This is a genomic window from Corynebacterium sp. 122RC1 (assembly GCF_024580955.1).
Taxonomy (GTDB): Bacteria; Actinomycetota; Actinomycetes; order Mycobacteriales; family Mycobacteriaceae; genus Corynebacterium; species Corynebacterium kozikiae.
The window spans coordinates 56,400-72,835 of sequence record NZ_JANIKD010000004.1; the positions used below are offsets into that span (position 1 = coordinate 56,400).

Here is a 16,436-nt window from a genome sequence, read left to right on the forward strand (position 1 = left end):
ACTTGGCAGGAAACCGCACCTAAGCGCGAATGATCCCCAGAATCTCCTGCACCAAAGCATCCACCTCTTCCTGGGTTGGTGCCTCAACGTTGAGGCGCAGTAGAGGTTCGGTGTTGGAGGCGCGAACATTGAACCACGCCGGGGTGCCCTTGAGCTCCACCGTCACACCGTCCAAATGATCCACTGATTCAGTGCGCTCAGCGAAGGCGTCCAGCACTGCCTGCGTACGTTCCTTCTGCGCCTCTGCACTGGCGAGTACCGAGTTGATCTCGCCCGAAGCAGCGTAGCGGGTGTACTCCCCCATCATCACGGACAGCGGCTGATCCTGCTCACCCAGTGCTGCCAGCACGTGCATGGCTGCCAGGATGCCGGAATCCGCGTTAAAGAACTCGGAAAAGTAATAGTGCGCGGAGTGCTCGCCACCAAACACAGCACCGGTCTGTGCCATCTGCGCCTTGATGAAGGAGTGGCCCACGCGGGTACGCACTGCGGTGCCGCCGTTTTCCTCAATAATCTCCGGCACAGCCTTGGAGGTGATGAGGTTGTGGATGATGGTAGAACCAGGGCGTGCGGCGAGGTAGCGCTTGGCCACAATGCCGCAGATCGCGGAGGGGCTCACGGGCTCGCCGCGCTCATCAACGACGAAGCAGCGGTCGGCGTCGCCATCAAAGGCAAGCCCAATGTCTGCGCCCACCTTTGGGGTGAACTCTTGCAGGTCCACGAGGTTCTTCGGGTCCAGTGGATTGGCCTCGTGGTTGGGGAAGGTGCCGTCGAGCTCAAAGTACAGAGGCTCAATTTCCAGCGGCAGCCCGCGGAATACCTCTTCCACGGTGTGGCCAGCCATGCCGTTGGCGGCGTCCACAGCCACCTTCAGTGGGCGGATGTTGGAAAGGTTCACAAGTTCACGCAGGTATGCACCGTAATCCGCCAGGACATCGCGGTTCGAAATGCTGCCCTGGGTGCCGTCGTACTGCGGCACGCCCTCCACGAGGAAGTCAATGATCGTGCCGAGCCCCGTCTCCTGCCCCACCGGGCGAGCGCCGGAGCGGCACATCTTGATGCCGTTGTACTCGGCGGGGTTGTGGCTGGCGGTGAACATGGCACCTGGGCAGTCCATCACGCCGGAGGCGTAGTACAGCTCATCAGTGCTGGTCAGGCCAAGCATCACGACGTCCACACCTTGCTCCGTGGCGCCTTCCGCAAACGCGGCCGCCAGGCTGGGTGAAGAAGGCCGCATGTCGTAGCCGATCACGATCTGGCTTGCACCTTCCTGGCGCATCAGGTGGCCGAATGCGGCGCCGGTGTCTTTGATGAATACCTCATCAATCTGCTCGCCGACGATCCCGCGGACGTCATACGCCTTGATGATCTGAGCAACCTGCTCGCGAGTACGCATGGAGTTTCCCTTTCTTTCGAGCAACATTCGAACCAAAAAGACCACTGAGAAAGACCACTTAGTCAGTGCAGGTGAGCACCTGCTGGGCTTGCTCGAATTCTTCCTCAGGGCATTGTACGCGCACCAACGCCGAAAACCGCCAACGGTTGCACAGGGCAGCCACGGCGGTCAAGGATTGGGCCCGGATGTGAAGCTCATTCGCTCCTAGTTCGCGTCATCCTCAGGGCTTGGCACCACACGCAGGTGGGCGCGACGGGCCTCTTTGCGGTCCGTGCGGAATACCGGATGATTGGGTTCCGGGAAAACCGGGGGCTGGGTACTGGGGTTTTCCACCAGGCCGGTGGTAGTGCGGCCAGCCTCACGCACAGCTTCGGCCAGTGCGGTGAGGTCTTCATCGTCCTCTTCGATGGCATCCACGCGGAGCAATTCCCAGCCAAGGGGGGCGGTGATGCGCTGTGAGTGGTGGGCACAGAGGTCCCAGCTATGCGGGTCCGTGCTGGCGGCGAGGGGGCCAACCACAGCCACGGACTGCTGGTATGCGTAGGTCAAAGTTGCCACTGCGGGTTTGCCGCAGCCGGGACGGGAGCAACGTCGAAAGTGATTCACGGAAGTAGAGTCTAGACCCCAAGTTGAGGTTTAGGTAGTGGGAGTTTTCTCGGCGCGGGAGCCGCTTGCGGTTCCCGCCAGGCTTTAGGCTGGTCACTATGCACATTCGCCCCAATCGGAATCGTCACGGAAGAGGCGTTCGGGGGCCACTCATCCCCACACAGGTCCCCCGCTACCGCACGCGGCGAGAGAGTTTCGACGCGGCCGTATTGGAAGCATACGCACCACTCCAACAGCGCTTTGGCCGCCAGCTCGGGCAGCTCGACATCGCAGTGGACACCGTTCCCAGGATGCGGCTGAGCATCCACGACCAACTCCCGGACGAGATCACCGCGGACGGTCCCATCCCGCTTGGCCGTGTGATCCCTGCGGGCATTGACCCTTCGGGGCGGCCAACCCGAGCCCGGATTGTGCTCTTCCGGATGCCCATCGAACAGCGGGCACAAAACGCTCTGGACCGCCAAGAGCTGCTCACTAAAGTACTCACGTCCCTAGTAGCCAATTACCTTAACGTGCGCCCGGAGGACATTGATCCCAACTACGCACCCTGAGCAATTCAATAAGGAAAGCGCCCTGCGGTTCTCATGGAATCCGCTTAGGGCGCTTTTTTCTGGGGCTTACTTCAGTGCCAACCGGAATGTTTCCGCGGCCGCCTTTGACCCTTTAGATAATGTCTCGCTTCAGGCGGCGGCGCTCACGCTCGGAAAGGCCACCCCAGATACCAAAGCGCTCGTCGTGCTCGAGTGCATACTCCAGGCACTCATCGCGCACGGCGCAGGCCTTGCAGATCCGCTTTGCCTCGCGGGTGGAACCACCCTTTTCCGGGAAGAATGCCTCGGGATCAGTTTGAGCACAGAGGGCCTGCTCCTGCCACTCTTGCTCAACAACACCAAAGATGTCGTCGAGGGTCAGCTCACGCGTTGCACGAGCTTGAGGCGCGGCATTGCCAGCGATTTCTTCCACGCCACCCTCCTCTTCTTTCATTGGGCCAACACTTCAAAAAGCACTCCATACGCGATAGGTGCTTTTCATCCCACCAGATACGCCAGCAGGTGATTCAAGGCCAAAGGTGTGAATCAGGAAAGGCCCATCATGCCGGAGCTTCAAGCGCGGATTGCCAGTGCGGCATACGTTCAAAACTTCTATCAATATTCCTTCGCCGCGCGTCCCACGCAGCGAATTACACACTTGCGATTCAACACGCCAACACAAGATCACGTCAACCTGAAGACAGGATTAATAGCCAGAAAATTTTATTTTCCCAGTTCAACACATTGACAAGTCACAACAGTCACAGAACCCCCGCGGCGGGGGCATGCCACGGGGGTACTAGATATTGTGCCCTTTTCCCGATTGAGCACCATAGGGGCGGTATTGAAGCTGAAACCCATCAGAAAAACTGAGAGCAGCGTGTCATGCACCACCCCGGGAATGGGCGCGTGCTAGGCGTCAGAACTGAAACGAATGCCGTTATCCGGAATCATTACACCGGGCCACACACGCATGCCATCACGCAGCTCGCAACGCGCGCCCACCACGGCGCCTTCGCCGATAATGCAGCCGGAAACCACAGCGTTTGCGCCGATCCGCGCACCCGAGGAAATGATGGAGTCCGCGATCACCGCACCCGGCTCAATGGTCACACCGTCAAACACCACGGTGTCATCCAACCTGGCACCCGCGCCGATCTCCGAACCGCGGCCCACCACGGTGCCACCGAACAGCAGTGCGCCATCTCGTACTGCCGCAGTGGAGTCCACCAAGGCCTCACCGGTCATGCCGGACAGCAGCGGTGAAGGCGCAATACCGCGCACCAGGTCCGAAGAACCACGGATAAAGTCCTGCGGGGTTCCCATGTCACGCCAGTAAGCATTATCCACGTAGCCGTACACCTTGCGGCCATCTTCCAGCAGTTGTGGGAAGGTTTCACGCTCCACGGAAACAGGGCGCCCCGCGGGGATTTCCGCGATCAGCTCACGCTTGAACACATAGCAACCAGCGTTGATCTGGTTGGTTGGCGGGTCCTCGGTCTTTTCCAAGAAGGCGCTCACGCGACCATCGGCGTCCGTTGGCACGCAGCCGAAGGCCCGGGGGTCCGCCACGCGCACGAGGTGCATGGTGACGTCGGCATCCTTTTCATGGTGGTAATCCAAAATGCCGCCCAGATCAGTGCCGCCCAGGACGTCGCCGTTGAACACCATCACGGTTTCTGCGCGCAGCTTCTCGTACACGTTTCGGATGCCACCGCCGGTGCCCAGCGGGTGCTCCTCCACCACATAGTCAATCTCCAGGCCGAACTGCTCGCCGGTTCCGAAGTAGGCCTCAAACACCTCCGCCTTGAAGGAGGTTCCCAGCACCACATGCTGAATACCCGCAGCCTGGATGCGTGCCAGCAGGTGAGAGAGGAACGGCACGCCAGCCGTAGGCAGCATTGGCTTTGGGGTGGATACCGTCAGTGGGCGCAGGCGTGTGCCCTTGCCACCAACCAAAATCACTGCGTCAGTGGTTGCACCATGCACGCTTGGCACGTTTGGCACGCTATTTGCGCTCGCGCCAAGGGCCACAAATTGCCCAGCAGACATTCCTTGAGCACTCCTTCAGGATCAAACTTCAGTCTCGAAAACTCGATTTGCCACTTAATCTATCTGGCCAATGGCCCAAACGTATACACGCCGCGCCACGGCAGAGGGGTTCTGTGCCCCAGAATTGCCCCAAAATTGCCTCAAAATTGCCTCAGCTTTGCAGCAGATTTGTCCGGCCTCTCCGGCCTCTCCGGGCAGCGGCTGATCCCCACCCCCGCCCCAGTCCGGCTAAACCTTCTCCTACTTCTTCCTCCGCGCCGCCGCAACGGCAACCCGAGCCCGCAAGCCAAGGCCCACTTTCAGCGCCACGCGCAGCGGCGCCTGCCACGCTGCGGGGTGGCGATCCGCCAGGAATCGGTACGCGGAGGCGTGGTGCGCGGGCAGCATCCGCTCGGGAACCTTGCCGGCGGCGTGGCCCACCTCGTGGCTTATCACCGCCTGCGGGCAGAACAGGTTTTGCCAGTCGGCACGGCCAAAGCGGTCCCCAAGGTCAACGTCCTCCATATACATGAAGTAGCGCTCGTCAAAGCCGCCCACCTGCTCGAATGCATCCCAGCGCACCAGCAGGCAGGAGCCGGAAAGCCAGCCCGCGGGGCGTTGCTGGGTCATGTCGGCGTCATCCTTGTAGGCCTTGGTCCAGGGATTGCTTGGCCACACCTGCCCGAACAGTGCATGGCCGATGCCATTGCGCAGCGTCGGCACCGCTCGCGCCGAAGGGTACGGGCTGCCGTCTTCTTGCGCGATGTACGGGCCCGCGCAAGCCGCCTGCTCAGCGTCGTTGAGTGCGGTGATGAGCGCGTCGATACTGCCCTTGCCAAACTCCACATCTGGGTTGGCAAATAGGAAGTAGTCTCCCCTGATCTCCCCCGCCTCCCGGCGCGCCTGAAGGTGGCGCACGGCGCGGTTGATCGCGGTGCCGTAGCCCACGTTTCCGCCGGTTGGGAAGAACTCCACATGTTCGTGATCTTTGGCGGCTTGCTCGGGCACGCCGTCGGTTGAGCCGTTGTCCGCAAGGATGACCACGGTGCCAGCGCTGGTTGCGGTACGCAGGCTGGAAAGGAACGTGTCCAGGTGCTCACCTGGGGAATAGGTCACGGTAATCACGGCAAGTGGCTTGTTCACGTTCGCCATGTTACGGCCACCCTGGGGCTTTCTTGCCCACGCCACGCGCTGGAAGCACCACCCCTGCCCCGAGCCATGGCGCGAAGCATTCGTACAAACCACTGCGCCCTACCTCTGCAGTACGCATGCAGCGCAGATTCTTGGTGCATACTGAAGGGAGACTTTTTCAAGGCGGAGCGCTATTTTTAAGTGCAGCATTTCGCATTTCCACACCCGTGGTTCATTTTTGCCAAGCAAGGATTCCCCAACGAGCATGACTGATCGGTACCGACGCACGCGTGATATTCAGGCACCCCCACAACTCGGGCCACAGACTACCCAAATGGGGCACAAAGGCGTGAAGGCTACGGTGGCCTTGCTTTCCGCTGCCTGCCTGACCGTGTCCGCCTTGGGGTACTACACGGTGGGTCAGCTCGGGAACACCGTGGCCTCCGCGGGCAACCTGGCGCTCGGCGGGGATCAAGGGATGAAGCAGCCCGCCGACGGCGCCGTGGACATCCTGCTCGTGGGCTCGGACTCGCGTGCCGACGCGCACGGCAACCCACTTTCCCAAGAAGAGCTGGCGATGCTCAACGCAGGCGACGAGGAGAATGACAACACAGACACCCTCATGGTGATCCGCGTGCCAAACGACGGCTCCTCTGCCACCGCCATTTCCATTCCGCGCGATACCTATATTCATGACGCCGAATACGGCAACATGAAGATCAACGGCGTGTTCAAGGCACACAAAGACGCGGAAACTTTGGCACTCACTGAACAGGGCGTGACTGATCAGACCACCCTGGAATTGCGTGCCCGAGAGGCTGGCCGCCAGGCACTCATTGAACAGATTTCTACGCTGTCCGGCATCACCGTGGACCACTACGCCGAGGTTGGCCTGTTGGGGTTTGTGCTTCTCACCGATGCTGTGGGTGGCGTTGAGGTGTGTTTGAACGAGGCAACCCAGGACGAGTTCTCGGGCGCGGACTTTGCCGCCGGTGTGCAGACCCTCAACGGCTCCCAGGCGCTGAGTTTTGTGCGCCAGCGCCACGGCCTGCCCCGCGGCGACCTGGACCGCATTGTGCGCCAGCAGGCGTACATGGCGTCCCTGGTGAACTCCGTACTCTCTTCCGGCACCCTGACGAACCCCTCCAAACTCAATGAGATGGGCCAGGCGGTGGAACGTTCAGTGATCATCGACGAAGGCTGGGACATCATGGCCTTTGCCACCCAATTGCAAAACTTGGCCGGTGGCAACGTCACCTTCAACACCATCCCCGTGACCTCCATCGACGGTGTGGGCGACTACGGCGAATCCGTGGTGACCATTAACCAAAATGAGGTGCACACCTTCTTTGAGCAGCTTCTTGGCACGGGGACGGGGGATGCGGCTGAGACTTCCACCCAGGCACCGCAGTTCGCGAGCGACGTCACCGTGCTCAACGCTTCCGGCATTGACGGTCTGGCCTCCGCTGTTGCCGCCGCCTTGAGCCAAAACGGCGAGAACATCATTGAGGTGGGCAACGCCAACAACGGCTCCTACATCTCCTCCCAAGTTGTGGCCGCCAACGCCAACAGCGAGGAAGCCCGCCGGATCGCAGAGTTCCTGGGCTTGCCAGTGGTGGAGAACAGCTCCCTGGACGAGCGCACCATCATGGTGATCACCGCCGCCGACTACGCCGGCCCCACCGAATATGGGGTGGAGCCCATCATCAACGGCCAAAGCGCAACTGATACCGGGAGCACCGAGGAGACCATCGGCCAGCCGGGTGCCGACGCGGGCGAGGCGATCGTGTCCCCCGAGATCAATGCCGGCGGCACGGGTCCACGCTGCGTGAACTAGCCTCCTGACTCCTGGCCCGTCATAGCCCAAACGGCACTCACCCATTCACCCGGATAAGCTCACCTTCGGGCGAGCGGCCGACCTTCAAACGCAATTCCGGCACACCGCCGCCATCACTAACTCAACAACGGGGCCAGTCCGGCTGGAAAAGTACCCGCTTCCGCAAGGATGAATGCGGCCCCGATTTCCCGTTACTCGCCCCAAGTTGAATCCAAGTTGAATCAGCCCCAGAAATTATGGAAGTTAGGGCATTCACTCTGGAATGCCCCCTAGGGTACTTCAGCTGCTGGCTGATGGCGTGCTGAAGGTGGAAATGGATCGTCGGCTAGAAGGCTGGGAGGCTAGGAGCCGGGCCGACACTACCTTTACAAATAGCTATAGAAGAGAGCTGGGTAGGCTTACGCTTCACCTGCTGAGCCTTAAGCAATTAATCCCTAGTGGCTGCGGCAGCTCTGGACCATGAGAGACTAATAACAACCGCAATAATCAAATAGCCACTGACCGCATAATTGTAGAAACCATTGCATGACCTATCGCTGAGTACATCATAAATCAGAAAAACTGGCGCCAGTAGGGCCATCATGGCAAGGAGACGGCTTGGCGTGACCACTTTCCATCCAGTTAAAACGCGGACAACGTAGCCCACCGCTAACATGCATAGGGCAATGAACAGGGCAACTGTTGCGCCAAGAAATACGTAGATCATAGGTATCTCTAAATCCCCTAGTAAACGTTTGCAGCGCCTTACTGATCGGTTCCGTTACTCACACAATAATTTCAAAATTCACCTTGCACTTGATGTACGCCAGTGGACGGGTTCCAAAAGAACGATCTTTCCCGGAAATGGGAAATGACTGCACTTGCCAGCTCCCTCCCGCCACGGGCCCCGCTCGTGTGAGCATGTGGGACCTTGGGCTCGTCGGTAATGCTGGGCCTTCCGGCGCAAAGGAATGAGCGCGCCTACAATGGGCGGGCATGGAACTCCTCGCTGAACTTTTGGCACAGGACCCCGCCGCCCCGCGCTTGAGCGCTTATAACGAGCGAACCGGGGCCAGGCTCGATTTTTCCGCAACGACCCTGGACAACTGGGCCGCCAAGGTGGCCAACATGTTCCGTGACGAGTTGGACCTCAACCCCGGGGACACCGTGGTACTAGATCTCCCCTCCACCTGGCAGGCCGTGGCAATTGTGCTCGGGGCGCTGGCGGCTGGGGTGAATGTGAAAAGCCCCGGTGAGCTTGAGGATCCTTCGGGTGCTGCAGTGTGGTTTGTTGCACCAGAACACGAGCAGATCCATGAGGAAAGTGACGTCGTGGTGGTAAGCGAGGATCCCTTCGGACGTGGGGTGGCGGAGACCGGCGGGCAACTCCCCGATGGCTTCATTGATTTTGGGCCCACCGTGCGAATGTTTGGGGACCAATTCTTTGAGCCCACCCCTCATCTACGCGAGCTCGTACCAGCATCTGCCTGGGGGCCGGCACCAAGAGTGCTTTCCACGGGATGGAACAGTATTGAGGAGCTGTTTGCCCAAGTTCTGAGCCCAATCGCGGCGGGTGGCTCGGCCGTGGTGGTGTCCGGCTTGGTGAGCGCGCAGCGGCTGGCACACATTGGGGAATCGGAAAAAGTCACCCACACCGCTTCTTAAGCGCCCCCATTTGTGGGTAACTCAAGTCACAGGGTCTACCCGATTGCGTTTTAGGTCACTAGGTTTAGGTGCACACTGCGCGGTAGATACTGCAGATACTGCAGATACTGGACCGTGCACGTCCCAAAACTGTGCACGTCCCAGAAGCGCATGCGCGCAGCACGGCGCACAGCTTTGTGCGCTCACCTTTGGTCCCCTAGAGAAAGGCCCACGTCCAGATGCGTACCCGCCCGCTTTTCTTCAGCAACTCAACTGCATCTTCATCACACATTTCCGGTGTGAAGAAGGTTGCGGCCTCTTTGATGATTGGCGCGCTCGCGCTCGCCGGTTGTTCCAGCGATAGCTCCTCCCAGAGTGGGGGCAGCGCGGATGCCAGCCAGGCTAGCGAAGGCGCCTCGGACCGCGGCCCAATCACTTTTGCTATGGGCAAGAATGATACGGACAAGCTGATTCCCGTGATTGAGCGCTGGAATGAGGAGCACCCAGATGAGCAGGTGACTCTCCACGAGCTCGCCGGCGAGGCCGATGACCAGCGCGAAACCTTGGTGCAGTCCCTGCAGGCAGGAAACGCAGACTATGACGTGATGGCCCTGGACGTGGTGTGGACCGCCGACTTTGCCGCCAACCAGTGGCTTGCTCCGCTCACCGGTGACCTCGCCGTGGACACCTCTCATCTGCTGCAGCCCACCGTGGATTCCGCCACCTACAACGGCACCCTCTACGCGCTGCCGCAAAACACCAACGGTCAGTTGCTCTTCCGCAACACCGCCATCATCCCGGAGGCACCTGCGGACTGGAATGCCCTGGTGGCAAGCTGTGAGGCCGCAGAAGCAGCCAACGTGGACTGCCTCACCCTGCAGCTGAAGCAGTACGAGGGCCTCACAGTGAACACCGCCGGCTTCATTGAGGGCTTCGGCGGTCACATCCTCGATGACTCCGGCGCGCCTGCCGTGGACTCCGCTGAGGCGAAGGCCGGCCTGCAGGCCCTGGTGGATGCGTACTCCGACGGCACCATCTCTGCATCCTCCACCTCTGCAACTGAGGAGGAGACCAACCTTGCCTTCGTGGGTGGCGAGACCGCATACGCCATCAACTGGCCATACATGTTCACCAACGCCGGTGAGGATTCTTCCGCGGTGAAGGACAACTTTGAGGTCACCCCACTGGTTGGTCAAAACGGTGTGGGCGTTTCCACCCTGGGTGGCTACAACAACGGCATCAACATCAACTCCCCCTACAAGGCCACGGCACGTGACTTCATTGAGTTCATCGTGAACGAGGAGAACCAGACCTGGTTCGCGGACAACTCTTTCCCACCAGTGCTCGCCTCCATCTACGATGACGAAACCCTGGTAGAGAAGTACCCTTACCTGCCTGCGCTGAAGACCTCCCTGGAGAACGCGGCACCTCGCCCAGTGAGCCCCTTCTACCCTGCAATTTCCAAGGCTGTGCAGGATAACGCCTACGCTGCGATCAACGGCACCAAGTCTGTAGACGACGCCACCGCAGACATGAAGGCAGCCATCCAAAACGCCGCAGGATAGGCCCAACGCTTGGGAACACTGCAGTAGGAAGCAGTAGGAATCCGTACCGACGTCGCCACGCCCCACTCTTGCTGGGGCGTTGCGGCTGTTCGGTGGGCACAACACGTAAGGAATCAAGATGGCGCACTCAGCCGAACAACTCGCCGCACAATCGGCCAGGAAGTCCGCCGTACACGCTCGGCGAAAGCAGGCTCGCAACGCCGCCCTGCTCATCACCCCAGCGCTTGCGGTGCTGGCAGTGGTCATTGGCTACCCGATTGTGCGCGCCATCTACCTCTCCTTCAAAGCAAACAAGGGCCTAGACCCCACCACGGGTATGTTCACCGAGGGCGGGTTCGCCGGTTTGCAGCACTACCTGTACTGGCTTACCCAACGGTGTATGACGCCATCGGGTACCGTCGGCACCTGCCCTCCGGGCGTGCTGTCCACCGACTTCTGGCCGGCGATGGGCAACACCGTGTTCTTCACTGTAGTTACCGTGAGCCTGGAGATTGTGCTGGGTATGGCGATGGCGCTGGTGATGAACCGTGAGTTCCGCGGCCGCGCCCTGCTGCGCGCCTCCGTGCTGATCCCTTGGGCGATCCCCACCGCGGTGACGGCAAAGCTCTGGCAATTCATCTTTGCTGACCGCGGAATCATCAACTCCCTGCTGGGTGAGCCGATCCGCTGGACCACCGACCCCTGGGCGGCGCGCTTCGCCGTGGTGATCGCCGACGTCTGGAAGACCACCCCATTCATGGCGCTACTCATCCTGGCTGGCCTGCAAATGATCCCCAAGGATGTGTACGAGGCCGCCCGCGTGGACGGTGCCTCCACCCTGCAGCAGTTCCGCCTCATCACAATGCCGCTGGTCAAGCCCGCGTTGATGGTGGCGATCCTGTTCCGCACCCTAGACGCCCTGCGCATGTATGACCTCCCGGTCATCATGATTTCCTCCTCCTCCAACTCCCCCACGGCCACCATTTCCCAGCTCGTGGTGGAGGACATGCGCCAAAACAACTTCAACTCCGCCTCGGCTTTATCAACCCTGATCTTCCTACTGATCTTCGCCGTGGCCTTTATCATGATCCGATTCCTGGGCGCTGATGTCTCAGGCTCGCGGCAGCGCCGTGAGGAAAAGAAGGCGTGGCGACGTCGGCAGCGTTCCTCCCTTCCGCAAGCAGAAGGGGCACGGTGACGGCGATGAGCTCGAAACTGCGCAGCAGTATTGCAAACTACCTCGGCGTGGTGCTGATCATGGTGTGGGGCCTTGCCCCGTTCTATTGGATGGTGATCACCGCGCTACGGGACAAGGCCTACACCTTTGACACCACGCTGTGGCCCACCCATGTAACCCTGGAGAACTTCCGTGACGCGATGGCCACGGATAAGGGAAACAACTTCCTGCAGGCCATCGCGAACTCGCTAATCATTGGCCTGGCCACCACCACTATTGCGGTGCTGGTTGGTGTGTTCACCGCCTACGCACTGGCGCGGATGGAGTTCCGCGGCAAGGGTTTTGTAACCGGCATCATCCTGGCAGCCTCCATGTTCCCAGGAATTGCGCTGGTGACGCCGCTGTTCCAACTGTTCGGTGACCTCGGATGGATTGGCACCTACCGTGCACTGATCATCCCGAACATTTCCTTTGCGCTACCGCTGACCATCTACACCTTGGTGTCATTCTTCCGGCAACTGCCTTGGGAGCTTGAGGAGGCAGCCCGCGTGGACGGCGCCACCAGGGGCCAGGCGTTCCGTCTGGTGCTGCTGCCACTTGCCGCGCCGGCGCTGTTTACCACCGCGATTCTGGCGTTCATCGCCACCTGGAACGAGTTCATGCTGGCCCGGCAGCTTTCCACAACCGCCACCGAGCCGGTCACGGTTGCAATTGCCCGCTTCAGTGGCCCAAGTTCCTTTGAATACCCCTACGCAGCCACGATGGCGGCGGGCGCGTTGGTGACGATCCCCCTCATAATCATGGTGCTCATCTTCCAGCGGCGCATCGTCTCTGGCCTGACCGCGGGCGGCGTGAAGTCCTAGCCCGCGTGGCTGCGCGCTACGGGGAGTAAGCGCTTCTGTGAGCGCTGCTGTGAGTGCGGGGCGGGCTCAGAGGAGTTTCGGCGGTTACGGGCTTTGATTACAGGCTTTGATTACAGGCTTTGATTACGATGGTGCCCATGAGTGCCATGGACCCCGCCGAACACCATCCTGCCCCAAACCCAACACCTAAACCGGCACCGGCGCCTACACCCTCGGGGCCTCAGCAGCAGCGTGAGTCCCTGGTGAAAGACGCCATCTTGGGGTTCGTGGCGTTTTTCGCGTTTATGTCCGTGGTTCAAGCAACCATGAACCTGTTGCAGCCTGAGCCCGCCCTGTGGCCCGCGCTGCTCGCGCTGGTGTTGGTGATCGCAACGGTGGCGCTGTGGCGGGCGTGGAAAAGCCCCAATACCGATACCGGTGCCGATACCGGTACCGGTTCCGGGGAGTTGAAGCGCTCGCTTTTCACCCTGTGACCCGTGGGCAGCGTTGCCTGCTACTCCCCAAGCAGTTTGTTGCGAAGGGCCTCGTCTTTGGCCTCTACTTCCTTGCGCATCGTTTCTTGGTAGTCCACCATCTTTTGCACCAGGGTGGCGTCACCAGCGGAAAGAATTCGCACGGCGAGCAGGCCGGCGTTCTTGGCACCACCGATGGACACGGTTGCAACGGGAACGCCACCTGGCATTTGCACGATGGAGAGCAGGGAGTCCATGCCGTCGAGCTCTTTCAGGGCACGCGGTACACCGATCACGGGAAGTGGGGTTGCCGCAGCCACCATGCCGGGAAGGTGAGCGGCGCCGCCTGCGCAAGCGATGATCGCCTTGAGGCCGCGGGTGTGCGCATTTTGTGCGTAGGAGAGCATCTTTTCCGGCGTGCGGTGTGCGGAAACCACGCCCACCTCAAAGGGGATGCCGAACTCCGCCAGGACTTCTGCCGCGGGTTCCACGGTGGGCCAATCGGAGTCCGAACCCATGATGAGGCCAACCAAGGGGCCGTTGTTTGCTGCGTTCATCGCTTCCTTCCAGAAATTAAGTGATGGATGGTGTGGTAGTCCTAGTCCTGCCACTTGGCGTGCACCAGGAAGTGCGCGGCGTCGCGGGCTTCGGCACGCACAGTGTCTGCGTCTTGGCCAACCATGTTGACGTGCCCGATCTTGCGCCCTGCGCGGTGGTTTTTGCCGTAGAGGTGAATCTTGGCGTTGGGGTACTTTTCCCACACTTTTTGCATGCGTTGCGGCATCGGCATGTCTGGGTCCTCAGGCGCACCAAGCACGTTGGCCATCACGGTGACTGGAGCGAGCATCTCCGTGGAGCCGAGGGGCCAGTCCAGCACCGCGCGGAGGTGCTGCTCAAACTGGCTGGTCACGCAGCCGTCCTGGGTCCAGTGCCCGGTGTTGTGCGGGCGCATGGCAAGCTCGTTGACCCAAATCTCTGGCTGCCCATGCTCATCTTCAGTTTCAAACAGTTCCACTGCAAGCGCGCCAGTGACGCCAAGTTCGGTGGCAATACGCTGGGCCAAGTCCCGGGCCTCTAGCATGAGTGCCTCCGGGAGGTTGGGGGCGGGCGCCACCGCCTCGGTGCAGATCCCGCCGGTTTGCACAGACTCCACCACCGGCCACGCCACGGTCTGCCCACTCGGGGTGCGCGCGACCATCGCGGAGAGTTCTCGCACCAAACGGACCTTCCGTTCCGCCATCAACGGCACACCGCGGCCTAGCAGCTCGGTAACTTTTTCCACGAGCTCGGCTTCGCTTTCCGGGAACCATACGCCGTTGCCGTCGTAGCCGCCGCGGCGAGCCTTCAAGCACACTGCCCCGTCCGTGAGCGCAAAGAACTGGCGCGCATCCTCCACCGAATCAATGGCAGCGAAGGTGGGAACCGGCGCACCGAGTGCCGCCAGACGCTCACGCATCACCAACTTGTCCTGCGCGTTCACCAGCGCTGCCGGCTGCGGCTGCACGTTGATCCCCTGGGCGATCAACACCTCTAGATGTTCGTTTGGCACATGCTCATGATCAAAGGTGAACGCGCTGGCCCCCTGGGCTGCGCGCTGGAGATCTTCAAGGTTGGTGTAGTCCCCGTACAGTACGTCGGAAGTCACCTGCGCCGCAGATGCATCGGGCGCACCCGCGAGCAGGCGGACCGAGAGCCCAAGCTCGATGGCTTCGGTGTGCATCATGCGGGCCAATTGCCCATCGCCAATCACGGCAACAATTGGCATGCCCTGCGCGTGGGAAGGATGAGGAGAGGAAGTCTGTTCAGCCACGTTCCCACTATACGTTGCGCTTCCCCTCACTCACACACCGCGTGCCGACGCAGCTAGCCACCCATCCCGGCAGGTCCCAGCGCGGCAGCACTGTGGGACTGGGCGTAGCGCTGCGCCGCCAATTCGGCAAAGGCTCGCTCCCGTGCTCCACTGAGCACCGCCTGTACCCGTTTTGCTTTGGGCACATTGGGAATGAGGTAGGGGCGATCCCATCCCACCAGCACCAGGTGGAGGGTGTTCCGGTGACGCCCAACTTCAAGGATTTGTTCAAGCGGGATATCCTCTTTCCTTCCCCTGATTCCCCGGCCGCGCAGGCTAAGCCGCTGGTCTGTGACCTTGATGCGGCGTCGTCTTGAGCTCAACACTGGCAGCAGGAAACGCAGTACCACGAGTGCCACCCAGATCCACACCACCGCATTTCGCAGCGTGGGGGTTGCGGCAAGAAAGGCCGGCGCTGTTCCTGAATCCAGATAGCCGATGAAAGCCCAGGCCAACCCCGTATAAACCACCAGCTCGGCAACCTCCTGGAGGTGACTGCCCAGCGGGGTGCTTACGTCCACCAGCAGGCGTTCTTTGCGTTGCTGTGCCATCTACTGCAACCTCAGGTGCACTACATCGCCTACCGCCAGGGCGTGTTCCTCGCCTTGGGCGTCACGGACGTGGAGCAGGCCATCATCACTGACGGTGAGCACGCGGCCGAGCAACTCCTCATCACCTGGGAGGATGACTCGCACGTCTTTCCCAATGGAAGTGCAGACGGCGCGGTAGTCATCCATCAGGTTGGGATCATTCGCCTCCCACTGCGTCATGCGCTTGTGGAGCGCCAGCAAGACCCGGACCGCAAGCTCGTTGCGTTCATACGGGATTCCCTCCAGTTCCAGGCTGGTGGCGTGGGCCACGGGAAGTTCCGCCACCGTCATTGAGGTGTTGAGCCCCAGGCCGATCACCACTGCTGGGTTTTCCCCAAGGTCCACCGCCTCCGCAAGGATGCCGCAAAGTTTGCGCCCGCCGGCAAGCAGATCATTGGGCCACTTCAACCCCACTTCCGCGGCGTGGGTATCTTTGCCGCCGATTACCGTTGCCCCAGGAAGCGGGCCTTGGCGCAGGGCGTCCACCAGGGCAAGGCCAGTGGCCAGTGCCATCGTGCCAATGCGTTCCAGGGCTGAATGCGGTGGGCGGATCAAAAAGGACAAGGTGAGCTGGGAACCGGCTGGTGCGCCAAACTTTCGCCCCATGCGCCCGCGGCCGGTCTCCTGGTGTTCGGTGAGCATTACTGTCCAGGCAGCAGCTCCTTTGTGCGCAGCGGCTACCAGGTCTGTATTGGTGGAACCCGTGGAAAGAGAATGCTCAAGGGCATTGTAGGGGCCGTTTTCTACAAGCTGTTCCCGCAGGTAGTTCGTGTTCAGCGGGTTGCGGGAATCCTTTGTTGGGGGGCT

Annotated in this window: 17 protein-coding genes; 7 read left to right on the top strand and 10 right to left on the bottom strand. The window is 60.9% G+C overall.

The annotated features are described in order from the left end of the window. Positions 1–19: 19 nt before the first annotated feature. Together NQ050_RS03030 and NQ050_RS03035 are read right to left on the bottom strand one after the other, a co-directional pair. Positions 20–1,396 carry a phosphomannomutase/phosphoglucomutase gene (locus NQ050_RS03030; protein WP_257037795.1) on the bottom strand — a complete coding sequence of 459 codons (1,377 nt, stop codon included), beginning with the start codon at positions 1,394–1,396 and terminating at the stop codon, positions 20–22. 204 nt (positions 1,397–1,600) lie between these two features. Beyond that, a complete protein-coding gene (locus NQ050_RS03035; protein WP_257037796.1) occupies positions 1,601–2,002 on the bottom strand; it encodes a DUF3499 domain-containing protein in 402 nt (133 codons plus the stop codon). Between the two features lie 98 nt (positions 2,003–2,100). Between NQ050_RS03035 and NQ050_RS03040 the strand changes: the two genes are divergently transcribed. Further along, positions 2,101–2,553 carry a metallopeptidase family protein gene (locus tag NQ050_RS03040; protein WP_257037797.1) on the top strand — a complete coding sequence of 151 codons (453 nt, stop codon included), beginning with the start codon at positions 2,101–2,103 and terminating at the stop codon, positions 2,551–2,553. Positions 2,554–2,665: 112 nt separating this feature from the next. Here NQ050_RS03040 and NQ050_RS03045 read toward each other — a convergent pair whose 3' ends face one another. From NQ050_RS03045 to NQ050_RS03055, 3 genes are all read right to left on the bottom strand, one after another. Further along, positions 2,666–2,986 (bottom strand): WhiB family transcriptional regulator, encoded by a 321-nt coding sequence (locus tag NQ050_RS03045; protein WP_306428433.1) that lies wholly within the window; start codon positions 2,984–2,986, stop codon positions 2,666–2,668. Between the two features lie 458 nt (positions 2,987–3,444). Continuing rightward, positions 3,445–4,584, bottom strand: a complete 1,140-nt coding sequence (locus NQ050_RS03050; RefSeq protein ID WP_257037798.1) for an NDP-sugar synthase — start codon at positions 4,582–4,584, stop codon at positions 3,445–3,447. 240 nt (positions 4,585–4,824) lie between these two features. Beyond that, positions 4,825–5,715 (bottom strand): glycosyltransferase family 2 protein, encoded by an 891-nt coding sequence (locus NQ050_RS03055; protein ID WP_257037799.1) that lies wholly within the window; start codon positions 5,713–5,715, stop codon positions 4,825–4,827. 244 nt (positions 5,716–5,959) lie between these two features. On the opposite strand from NQ050_RS03055, the gene NQ050_RS03060 reads away from it, so the two are divergent. Beyond that, positions 5,960–7,531 carry an LCP family protein gene (locus NQ050_RS03060; protein WP_257037800.1) on the top strand — a complete coding sequence of 524 codons (1,572 nt, stop codon included), beginning with the start codon at positions 5,960–5,962 and terminating at the stop codon, positions 7,529–7,531. A gap of 427 nt (positions 7,532–7,958) precedes the next feature. On the opposite strand, the gene NQ050_RS03065 is transcribed toward NQ050_RS03060, so the two are convergent. Next, complete coding sequence (locus tag NQ050_RS03065; protein ID WP_257037801.1) at positions 7,959–8,237, bottom strand: hypothetical protein; 279 nt, start codon at positions 8,235–8,237, stop codon at positions 7,959–7,961. Between the two features lie 269 nt (positions 8,238–8,506). Between NQ050_RS03065 and NQ050_RS03070 the strand changes: the two genes are divergently transcribed. From NQ050_RS03070 to NQ050_RS03090, 5 genes are all read left to right on the top strand, one after another. Beyond that, complete coding sequence (locus NQ050_RS03070; RefSeq protein WP_257037802.1) at positions 8,507–9,175, top strand: TIGR03089 family protein; 669 nt, start codon at positions 8,507–8,509, stop codon at positions 9,173–9,175. A gap of 302 nt (positions 9,176–9,477) precedes the next feature. Further along, positions 9,478–10,719 carry an ABC transporter substrate-binding protein gene (locus NQ050_RS03075; RefSeq protein WP_257037803.1) on the top strand — a complete coding sequence of 414 codons (1,242 nt, stop codon included), beginning with the start codon at positions 9,478–9,480 and terminating at the stop codon, positions 10,717–10,719. A gap of 118 nt (positions 10,720–10,837) precedes the next feature. After that, the gene (locus NQ050_RS03080; RefSeq protein ID WP_257037804.1) at positions 10,838–11,896 is read left to right on the top strand and encodes a carbohydrate ABC transporter permease; all 1,059 of its coding nucleotides are present in this window, start codon (positions 10,838–10,840) and stop codon (positions 11,894–11,896) included. A gap of 5 nt (positions 11,897–11,901) precedes the next feature. Then, complete coding sequence (locus NQ050_RS03085) at positions 11,902–12,738, top strand: carbohydrate ABC transporter permease (protein ID WP_257037805.1); 837 nt, start codon at positions 11,902–11,904, stop codon at positions 12,736–12,738. A 146-nt stretch (positions 12,739–12,884) separates the two neighbouring features. Then, entirely contained in the window at positions 12,885–13,211 is a 327-nt protein-coding gene (locus tag NQ050_RS03090; protein ID WP_373456398.1) for a hypothetical protein, read from the top strand. 20 nt (positions 13,212–13,231) lie between these two features. On the opposite strand, the gene purE is transcribed toward NQ050_RS03090, so the two are convergent. The 4 genes from purE to NQ050_RS03110 are packed head-to-tail and all read right to left on the bottom strand — an operon-like array spanning position 13,232 to position 16,406. Next, complete coding sequence (purE, locus tag NQ050_RS03095; protein WP_257037806.1) at positions 13,232–13,747, bottom strand: 5-(carboxyamino)imidazole ribonucleotide mutase; 516 nt, start codon at positions 13,745–13,747, stop codon at positions 13,232–13,234. Between the two features lie 41 nt (positions 13,748–13,788). Continuing rightward, positions 13,789–15,000 carry a 5-(carboxyamino)imidazole ribonucleotide synthase gene (locus NQ050_RS03100; RefSeq protein ID WP_257037807.1) on the bottom strand — a complete coding sequence of 404 codons (1,212 nt, stop codon included), beginning with the start codon at positions 14,998–15,000 and terminating at the stop codon, positions 13,789–13,791. 53 nt (positions 15,001–15,053) lie between these two features. Beyond that, positions 15,054–15,590, bottom strand: a complete 537-nt coding sequence (locus tag NQ050_RS03105; RefSeq protein ID WP_257037808.1) for a hypothetical protein — start codon at positions 15,588–15,590, stop codon at positions 15,054–15,056. After that, the gene (locus tag NQ050_RS03110) at positions 15,591–16,406 is read right to left on the bottom strand and encodes a biotin--[acetyl-CoA-carboxylase] ligase (protein WP_257037905.1); all 816 of its coding nucleotides are present in this window, start codon (positions 16,404–16,406) and stop codon (positions 15,591–15,593) included. Positions 16,407–16,436: the final 30 nt, after the last annotated feature.